The following is an 8,859-nucleotide window of genomic DNA, read 5'->3' on the forward strand; positions in this document are numbered from 1 at the left end:
ACAGCGCGCAGGCGCGGGCCGAAGACCAGCGAGATCAGCAGCGGGAACACCAGCGTCGTCAGCAACAGCGCCCGTTCCCCACCCGCCCAAAACGCGGCCAGCGACAGCGCAGGCAGAAAGGCCAGCCCCTGTGGCGGTGAAAACGCCTGTTCCAGAAGGCCGCGAAGCCGTGCGCGGGTCATGCAAGGTGGCATAGAATGTCCCCAGTCGTCGTCCGGTGTCGGACGGTTCAGGGGCAGGGTAGGCGCAGTCGCCCACCGAGATGTTAACGCAGCAGAGGAATCTCTCCGGTGTTTTCGTCAAATTCTACCGAATTCAGCTCAAGCCCCTGAAAATCAAACAGTTTCGGGTCCAGCATATGCGAGGGACGAATATTCATCAGCGACCGGAACATCACCTGACGGCGGCCGGGGCTGTTCTTTTCCCAGCCATCAAGGATCTGTTTCACCTGTTGGCGTTGCAGCCCGTCTTGCGATCCGCACAGATCGCAGGGGATGATCGGATAGTTCATCGCGGTGGCGAATTTCTCGCAATCGGCCTCGGCGACATGGGCCAGCGGGCGATAGACGAACAGATCGCCCTCTTCGTTCACCAGCTTGGGCGGCATCGTCGCCAGACGCCCGCCGTGGAACAGGTTCATGAAGAAGGTTTCGAGAATATCGTCGCGGTGATGGCCCAGAACCACGGCCGAGCAACCTTCCTCGCGGGCGATGCGATACAGGTTGCCCCGGCGCAGGCGCGAGCACAGCGCGCAGAAGGTGCGCCCTTGCGGCACCTTGTCCATGACCACGCTATAGGTGTCCTGATATTCGATCCGGTGCGGCACGCCCATTTTCTCAAGGAACTCGGGCAGAACCGTCGCGGGAAAGCCGGGCTGGCCCTGATCCAGATTGCAGGCCAACAGATCGACCGGCAGCAAGCCGCGCCATTTCAACTCGTAAAGAACCGCCAGCAGGGTATAGCTGTCCTTGCCGCCCGACAGGCAGACCAGCCAGCGCGCGCCGCGTTCGATCATGCCGTATTGCTCGATCGCCTCGCGGGTATAGCGGACGATGCGCTTGCGCAGCTTCTTGAACTCGGTGGTCGAGGGCGCGCCGTGGAACAGCGGGTGGATATCGTCAAGGTCATCTAACATGGCGTGGCTTTAGTGCAGCGCGCAGAGTCGGGCAAGGGGCTGGAAATTTTCGCCCGGTGCGACCTATGCTGTGACATGCGCAGGATGGAGGCTGACATGACGCTGTCGCAGATTGCTAATATTGCCGACCTGATCACCGCCTTGGTGGTGATGGTCTCGGTGGTGTTCGTCGCGATTGAACTGCGCGAGGGCACCCGGCAGGCCAAGCGTGCCAATACCCAACAGGTGATCGCGGGCATCCGGGCGCTAAAGGATTGGGGCAAAGACCCGGCGCTGGCCGAGGTCATCACCCGCGGGCGGCAGAGTTACGACAGCCTCGACGATGCCGAGAAATTCTGTTTCGCCAATTTCATGGAGGAAAGCCTGACCGCCTATGACAGCTTCCTGCTGCACCGGGATTCGAACCTGTTTCGAAAGGGTGAATCCGAACGGGCAGGGATCGGGGCGTTCCGGCAATTCATGGCGCATCCGGGGGCGATTCAGTGGTGGCAGTCAGCAGGGATGGATACGCGCTGGCCCTCGCATCTGGTCGCGGCGGTCGAGCGGGCGATTGCCGAGAACGGGCCGATCGGCACGCCTCGGTAAATCGGGCCGCCGGATCAGTGCTTGTGCTTGTGCTTATGCGGGTGTTTCGCGTCGCGCTCGGGCACCGGGTCATAGCCCGAGCCGCCCAAGGGGTGACAGCGGCCGATGCGGCGGATGGTCAGCCAGCTTCCCTTGATTGCGCCGTGCTTTTCCAGCGCCTCCAGCGCATAGGCGCTGCAGGTCGGCTGATAGCGGCAGCCATGCCCGACCCAGGGCGAGAACAACAGCCGATAGGCGCGCACCGGCAAAGCGGCGATATGGGCCAGCGGCGTCATTGCGCGCCACCATGGATCTTACGCAGCGCATAGCGCAGGTCGTTTTCCAGATCGGTAAACGGGCGCTGGGCGGTCTCGCCCGAGCGGCCGATCAGCACGTAATCCCAGCCGGGCTGGCCATATTGGCGCAGCACCTGATGCGCCAAGGCGCGCAAGCGTCGCTTGGCCCGGTTGCGGGCCACGGCATTGCCGACTTTTTTCGAGCAGGTATAGCCGATGCGGATCTGACCGGGCGCTTCATCCGCGTCACGCCGATAGGCTTGCAGGATGAACCCTTTCACCGCCTGACGCCGGGCGCGGGCGGCGCGCAGGAAATCGGCGCGTTTTGACAGGGTCGTCAGACATGACAAAACCGCCGGGGGCGCAATTGCGGCGTCCGGCACTGGGCCTGCCACATCTGCCTCCGGCGGTGTCATGTCGAATGCCTTTCGGCAGATATTATGCGCTGAGCGACTTCCGGCCCTTCGCGCGACGTGCGTTCAGGATCTTACGGCCGGCCTTGGTCGCCATACGTGCACGGAAACCGTGGCGGCGGCTGCGAACAAGGTTGCTCGGTTGATAGGTGCGTTTCATCGCGTAGGCTCCGTCAGGTCAAGCCCAAACCCCAAGTGGATTCGAGGGCCGTTAATGTTCGAAGCCCGTCCTTTAGGGGGTCGCAGGGCACAAGTCAATTCGCCCGGTCAGGGTTTTCTGCAACAATTTCCGGGAAATCGTCCGGACGCGGTGGCCTAATGTTACGAACCTGCCGGATTTACCCCCGGATTGGGTCTTCTGGCTTCACCCGCGATCAACCACGCGTGAATGGGCTGTCGCAAATCCCCCGAAGACCGCATCTTGTCAGGACGCTCTAACGCAAGGATGCCCGAATGTCACCGACCGACCCCGCCCAAAGCTCGGCCTTAATCCGGCGCCTGCCATTGATCGTGATTGCCATCGCGGCGGTGATCGGCGCGATCACCCTGCGCGATCACCTGTCGTTTCAGGCGCTGGCCGAGAATCGCGAGGCGCTGATTGCCCTGCGCGATCAGCATTATGCGCTGGCGGTGCTGGGCTTTATGGCGGTTTACGTGGCAATCGTGGCATTTTCCCTGCCCGGGGCCACAATCGCCACCCTAACCGGCGGCTTCCTGTTCGGCGTGTTTCCGGGCGCGTTGTTCAACGTCACGGCGGCGACAATCGGCGCGACCGGCATCTTTCTGGCGGTGCGGCGCGGGCTGGGCGATCGTCTGGTCGCCAAGATGGAGACCAGCACCGGCCGCGCCCATCAACTGCGCGAGTCGATTCGCGAGAATGAATTGTCGGTGCTGTTCCTGATCCGGCTGGTGCCGGCGGTGCCGTTCTTTGTCGCCAATATCCTGCCGGCACTGGTCGGGGTGCGGCTGTGGCGGTTCATCTATACCACCTTTCTGGGAATCATCCCGGGCGGCGTGGTTTATACATGGGTCGGCGCCGGGCTGGGCGAGGTCTTTGCCCGCGACGAGACGCCCAATCTGGGCATTATCTTTGAACCACAGATTCTGGGGCCGATTCTGGGCCTCTGCGCACTGGCGGCGCTGCCGATTGTTCTGAAGGCCATTAAGGGAGCCCGCACATGACCCGGATCAAGACGGATCTTTGCGTGATCGGCGGCGGCTCGGGTGGGCTGTCTCTGGCGGCGGGCGCGGTGCAGATGGGCGCGCGGGTGGTGCTGGTCGAAGGCCACAAGATGGGCGGCGATTGCCTGAACTATGGCTGCGTGCCCTCGAAGGCGCTGATCGCCGCCGGAGCGCGGGCGCAGGCGACGCGCGGCACGGCGTTCGGGGTGACCGGGGCCGAACCTGAGATCGACTATGCCGCCGCCAAGGATCACGTCGCCAAGGTGATCGCCACCATCGCCCCGCATGACAGCCAAGAGCGGTTCGAGGGGCTGGGCGTGCAGGTGATCCGCGACTTTGGCGCGTTCATTTCCCAGACCGAGCTACAGGCTGGCGCGACCGTCATTCAGGCCCGCCGCTTTGTGATCGCCACCGGCTCGTCCCCGCTGGTGCCGCCGATTCCGGGGCTGGATCAGGTGCCTTACCTGACCAACGAGACCCTGTTCGATCTGCGCGACCGGCCCGAGCACCTGATTATCATCGGCGGCGGTCCCATCGGCATTGAAATGGCGCAGGCCCATGCCCGGCTGGGCAGTCGGGTCACGGTGATCGAGGGCGTAAAGGCATTGCACCATGACGATCCCGAACTGGCCGCCGTGGTGCTGGACCGCTTGCGCGCCGAGGGCGTGACGATCCTTGAGGGCGTCATGGCGGCCCGGATCAGCGGGCAGGCGGGGGCGATCTCGGTCGAGACCGCCGACGGGCAGGTGATCGCGGGCTCGCATCTGTTGGTGGCGGCGGGGCGCAGGGTCAATCTGGACCGGCTGAACCTTGACGCGGCCAAGGTCGCGCATACCCGCGCCGGGGTCACGGTCGGCCCCGATTTGCGCAGCAGCAACCGCCGGGTCTATGCCATTGGCGATGCGGCGGGCGGGATGCAGTTCACCCATGTCGCGGGCTATCACGCCGGGGTGGTGATCCGCTCGATCCTGCTGGGCCTGCCGTCAAAGGCGCGCAACAGCCATATTCCGCGCGTCACCTATGCCGATCCCGAACTGGCGCAGGTCGGACTGACCGAACCACAGGCCCGCGCCGAACATGGCGACGCCCTGACGGTGGTCCGCGCCGATTTCATGGGCAATGACCGGGCGATTGCCAGTGGCAAGACCGACGGGCTGATCAAGGTCATGGTGGTCAAAGGCCGCCCGGTTGGTGCCTCGATCGTCGGGGCGGGCGCGGGCGAGCTGATCGGGGTTTGGGCGCTGGCGCTGGCCAATAACCTGAAAATAAGTGCCGTTGCCGGCATGGTTGCGCCCTATCCGACGCTGGGAGAGGTTAACAAGCGCGCAGTGGGTGCCTATTTCTCTCCCAAACTATTTGATAACCCTATGCTAAAGCGGGTCGTGCGGATGGTGCAGATGGTTCTGCCCTGACGGCCTTTAGGTGCAACCATGGCTCTGAACACACTCTCTGGCCGGTTCCTTATGCTGACGATTGCCTTCGTCATGCTGGCCGAAGTGCTGATCTTTGTGCCGTCGATTGCCCGCTTCCGCGAGGATTTCCTGCTGTCGCGGCTTGAGCGGGCGCAGATCGCCTCGCTGGCGCTGCTGGCGGCGCAGGACATGATTGACGACGATCTCGAAGCCGAGCTGCTGAAAAATGCCGGGGTCTATAACGTGGTGCTGCGGCGCGATCAGGCGCGGCAACTGGTGTTGTCCTCGCCCATCCCCAGCCCGGTTGTCGCCAGCTATGACCTGCGCGATGCCCCGGCCCTGATTCTGATGCGCGATGCGCTGGTGGAAATGCTGGATACTGAAGACCGGGTGATCCGGGTGATCGGCGATCCGGTGCAATCGGCCGGGCTGTTGATTGAAATCACCCTGTCGACCGCGCCGCTGCGGGCGGCGATGATCGACTATGGCCTGCGGATTCTGGCGCTGTCGCTGGTGATCTCGATCATCACCGCCTTTCTGCTGTTCCTTGCGGTGCGCAAGCTGCTGGTGCTGCCGATCCGGCATGTGGTGCAGGCGATGCAGGCCTATGCCGACGCCCCCGAGGATGCCCGGCGCATCATCACCCCATCGGCGCGGGTTGCGGAACTGCGCGAGGCCGAGGCGGCCTTGCAGACCATGGAGACCCAGCTGACCGGCGCGCTGAAGCAAAAAGAGCGGCTGGCGCAACTGGGCGGCGCGGTTGCCAAGATCAGCCACGATCTGCGCAACATCCTGACCACGGCGCAATTGTTCGCCGACCGGATGGAGGTCAGCGAAGACCCCGCCGTCAAACGCGCCGCGCCCAAGATCGTCGGCGCCATCAGCCGCGCGGTGAACCTGTGTGAAACCACGCTGGCCTTCGGCAAGGCCGAGGAACCGGCGCCGCGTCTGGACCGGGTGTCGCTGGCGACCATCGTCAACGATGTGGTCGATAGCGAACGTCTGGCGGCCGGGGATCATGACATCAGCTTTTCTGAAGACGTGCCCGCCGGGATGGTGCTGCGGGCCGATGGCGAACAATTGTTCCGCGTGTTGTCGAACCTGATCCGCAACGCGCGGCAGGCGATCGTGGCCAGCGGCAAGACCGGTGAAATCTGCATCGGCGCTGAAGAAACCGACAGCGAATGGCAGATCAGCGTCGTCGATACCGGCCCCGGCCTGCCGCCGAAAGCCAAAGAGCATCTGTTCCAGCCGTTTCAGGGCGGGTTCCGCAAGGGTGGCACCGGTTTGGGGCTGGCGATCTCGGCTGAACTGATCCGGGGTCATGGCGGGCGGCTGGACCTGATCGGCAGCGACGCCGGTGGCACGCGCTTTCTGATCCGTCTGCCGAAAGGGGCGGAATTAATTTCCGGCGCGGCGCAATAATCTGGCCGACCCCCCTTGCCAAGCCCGGCTGGCCCGTCTAAATCACGCCTCCACGCGCTGGTAGCTCAGTTGGATAGAGTACTTGACTACGAATCAAGGGGTCGGGGGTTCGAATCCTCCCCAGCGCGCCACTTCCCCCTTTCCTGACGAACTTCGCACGACGCCAACGCGATTTCAGGCCTGAATCTGGCCCTGATTGCGCGATGTTAGCGTCGTCATAATTGATTATCGCGCCACTGTGTTCTATTCGGGCTGTATTCGCCGCGTCGCCCCGTCCGGGGGGCAAAGACAATGGCGACGAACCGAGGATTGTAGCGCCGCTACTCTAAGTCACCAAAGCTTCCAGGAAGGCTGAAAGGTAAAAGAACATGGCCGATAAAGCACCAGCAGACATTTTGTATACAAAGGTAGACGAAGCGCCCGAGCTTGCCAGCGCCTCGCTGCTGCCGATCATCCGCGCATTTGCAAGCGCAGCAGATGTCAGCGTTGGCACCAAGGATATTTCGCTTGCTGGCCGCATCCTGGCGACCTTTCCCGATTTCCTGACCGAGGAACAGCGTCAGCCCGACGATCTGGCCGAACTGGGTGAACTGGTGAAAACCCCCGACGCTAACGTCATCAAGCTGCCGAACGTCTCGGCCTCGGGTCCGCAGCTGGACGCCGCCATCGCCGAACTGCAATCGCAGGGCTATGCCATTCCCAGCTATCCGGTGAACCCGGCCAACGACGAAGAAAAAGCCATTCAGGCCCGCTATGATGCGATCAAGGGGTCGGCCGTGAACCCCGTCCTGCGCGAAGGTAACTCGGACCGCCGCGCTGCCAAGGCCGTCAAGAACTATGCTCAGAACAACCCGCACCGCATGGGCAAATGGTCGTCCGATTCGAAGACCCATGTGTCGTCGATGTCGGGTAATGATTTCTATGCCAACGAAGTCGCGGCCACGCTGACCGCCGATCAGGCCGGTCCGGCCAAGATCGAATTCGTCGGCAAGGATGGCTCGGTCAAGGTTCTGAAGGACAACTGGAAACTGCTGGACGGCGAAGTCGTCGATGCCACCTTCCTGTCGGCCAAGGCGCTGGACGAATTCCTTGCCGCCGAGATCGAAAAGACCAAGGCAGACGGCATCCTGTTCTCGCTGCACATGAAAGCCACGATGATGAAGGTCTCGGACCCGATCATCTTTGGCCATGCGGTCAAAGCATGGCTGGCTCCGGTGTTCGAGAAATACGGCGCCGACCTGAAAGCCGCCGGTGTGAACCCGAATTCGGGCATGGGCGACGTTCTGGCCAAGATCAAAGCAATGCCGAACGGTGCCGAGATCATGGCCGCCGTCGATGCCGTGACCGCCGAGCGTCCGGCGATCTATATGGTGAACTCGGACAAGGGCATCACCAACCTGCACGTGCCCAGCGACGTCATCATCGACGCTTCGATGCCGGCCCTGATCCGCGCAGGCGGCAAGGGTTGGGGCCCGGATGGCAAGGAAGGCGACACCAACTGTGTGATCCCGGACAACTGCTATTCGACGATCTATGACGAAAGCATCAAGTTCTTCAAAGCCAATGGCGCGCTGAACCCGGCCACCGCCGGCACCGTGCAGAACCTTGGCCTGATGGCGCAGAAAGCCGAAGAATATGGCAGCCACCCGACCACGTTCGAAGCCTCTGCCGATGGCACGATCCGCATCGTTCTGGCCAATGGTCAGACCCTGCACAGCCACGACGTCGAAGCTGGTGACATCTGGCGCGCCTGCACGGCGAAGAAAGCTCCGATCGAGAACTGGATCCAACTGGCCATCGACCGTCAGCGCCTGACTGGCCTGCGCGCGATCTTCTGGCTGGATGCCAACCGTGGCCATGACGCCGAGCTGATCAAATACGTCAAACCGGCGCTGGAAGCTGCTGGCGTGGCCGACAAGTTCCAGATCATGGCCCCCCGCGAAGCCACCCGCGACTCGCTTGAGACCATCACCAAGGGCGAAAACACCATCGCCATCACCGGCAACGTGCTGCGCGACTATCTGACCGACCTGTTCCCGATTCTGGAGCTGGGCACCTCGGCCAAGATGCTGTCGATCGTGAACCTGATGCAGGGCGGCGGCATGTTTGAAACCGGCGCCGGTGGTTCGGCTCCGAAACACGTTCAGCAATTCGTCGAAGAAGGCCACCTGCGCTGGGATTCGATGGGCGAGTTCTGTGCGCTTTCGGAATCGCTGAACTTCCTCGCTGACAGCAAAGGCAACGCCAAGGCCGGTGTTCTGGCCGCAGCCGCCGAAGTGGCGACGCAAGGCATTCTGGACGACAACCGGTCGCCGTCGCGCAAAGCCGGTGAGCTGGACAACCGTGGCAGCCACTTCTACCTGAGCCTGTACTGGGCCCAGCAACTGGCCGCCCAGACCGACGACGCCGAACTGGCCGCCCACTTCGCGCCG

At 62.9% G+C, this 8,859-nt stretch carries 9 protein-coding genes, 1 tRNA gene and 1 pseudogene; 6 read left to right on the top strand and 5 right to left on the bottom strand.

Translation table 11 applies throughout. The features are described from left to right. Together ABYW26_RS06415 and ttcA are read right to left on the bottom strand one after the other, a co-directional pair. Positions 1–182: pseudogene (locus ABYW26_RS06415) on the bottom strand (hypothetical protein); the annotation flags it as partial. An 83-nt stretch (positions 183–265) separates the two neighbouring features. Then, positions 266–1,135 carry a tRNA 2-thiocytidine(32) synthetase TtcA gene (gene ttcA / locus ABYW26_RS06420; protein ID WP_372603961.1) on the bottom strand — a complete coding sequence of 290 codons (870 nt, stop codon included), beginning with the start codon at positions 1,133–1,135 and terminating at the stop codon, positions 266–268. Positions 1,136–1,231: 96 nt separating this feature from the next. On the opposite strand from ttcA, the gene ABYW26_RS06425 reads away from it, so the two are divergent. Further along, positions 1,232–1,720, top strand: coding sequence for a hypothetical protein (locus ABYW26_RS06425; protein ID WP_372603962.1), 489 nt, complete (start codon positions 1,232–1,234; stop codon positions 1,718–1,720). A 14-nt stretch (positions 1,721–1,734) separates the two neighbouring features. Here ABYW26_RS06425 and yidD read toward each other — a convergent pair whose 3' ends face one another. Genes yidD through rpmH form a run of 3 tightly spaced genes read right to left on the bottom strand, consistent with a single transcriptional unit; the run spans position 1,735 to position 2,568 of the window. Beyond that, positions 1,735–1,995, bottom strand: coding sequence for a membrane protein insertion efficiency factor YidD (gene yidD / locus ABYW26_RS06430; RefSeq protein ID WP_372603963.1), 261 nt, complete (start codon positions 1,993–1,995; stop codon positions 1,735–1,737). Further along, complete coding sequence (gene rnpA, locus ABYW26_RS06435; protein ID WP_372603964.1) at positions 1,992–2,411, bottom strand: ribonuclease P protein component; 420 nt, start codon at positions 2,409–2,411, stop codon at positions 1,992–1,994. The genes yidD and rnpA overlap by 4 nt, the downstream gene beginning before the upstream one ends. A gap of 22 nt (positions 2,412–2,433) precedes the next feature. After that, positions 2,434–2,568, bottom strand: a complete 135-nt coding sequence (gene rpmH, locus ABYW26_RS06440; RefSeq protein WP_372603965.1) for a 50S ribosomal protein L34 — start codon at positions 2,566–2,568, stop codon at positions 2,434–2,436. A gap of 293 nt (positions 2,569–2,861) precedes the next feature. Here rpmH and ABYW26_RS06445 point away from each other — a divergent pair, with 293 nt between their 5' ends. The 5 genes from ABYW26_RS06445 to ABYW26_RS06465 form a co-directional block, all read left to right on the top strand. Then, a complete protein-coding gene (locus tag ABYW26_RS06445; RefSeq protein ID WP_372603966.1) occupies positions 2,862–3,590 on the top strand; it encodes a TVP38/TMEM64 family protein in 729 nt (242 codons plus the stop codon). Continuing rightward, complete coding sequence (locus ABYW26_RS06450; protein ID WP_372603967.1) at positions 3,587–5,002, top strand: NAD(P)/FAD-dependent oxidoreductase; 1,416 nt, start codon at positions 3,587–3,589, stop codon at positions 5,000–5,002. Before ABYW26_RS06445 ends, ABYW26_RS06450 begins: the two co-directional genes overlap by 4 nt. A gap of 18 nt (positions 5,003–5,020) precedes the next feature. Next, positions 5,021–6,427 carry a sensor histidine kinase gene (locus ABYW26_RS06455; RefSeq protein ID WP_372603968.1) on the top strand — a complete coding sequence of 469 codons (1,407 nt, stop codon included), beginning with the start codon at positions 5,021–5,023 and terminating at the stop codon, positions 6,425–6,427. Positions 6,428–6,481: 54 nt separating this feature from the next. After that, a tRNA-Arg gene (locus ABYW26_RS06460) sits at positions 6,482–6,558 on the top strand. A gap of 237 nt (positions 6,559–6,795) precedes the next feature. Next, positions 6,796–8,859, top strand: a 2,064-nt coding sequence (locus tag ABYW26_RS06465; RefSeq protein WP_372603969.1) for an NADP-dependent isocitrate dehydrogenase, incomplete at its 3' end; no start/stop codon positions are given.

The organism is Actibacterium sp. (genome assembly GCF_041584535.1).
In the GTDB taxonomy this organism is placed as follows: Bacteria; Pseudomonadota; Alphaproteobacteria; order Rhodobacterales; family Rhodobacteraceae; genus Actibacterium_D.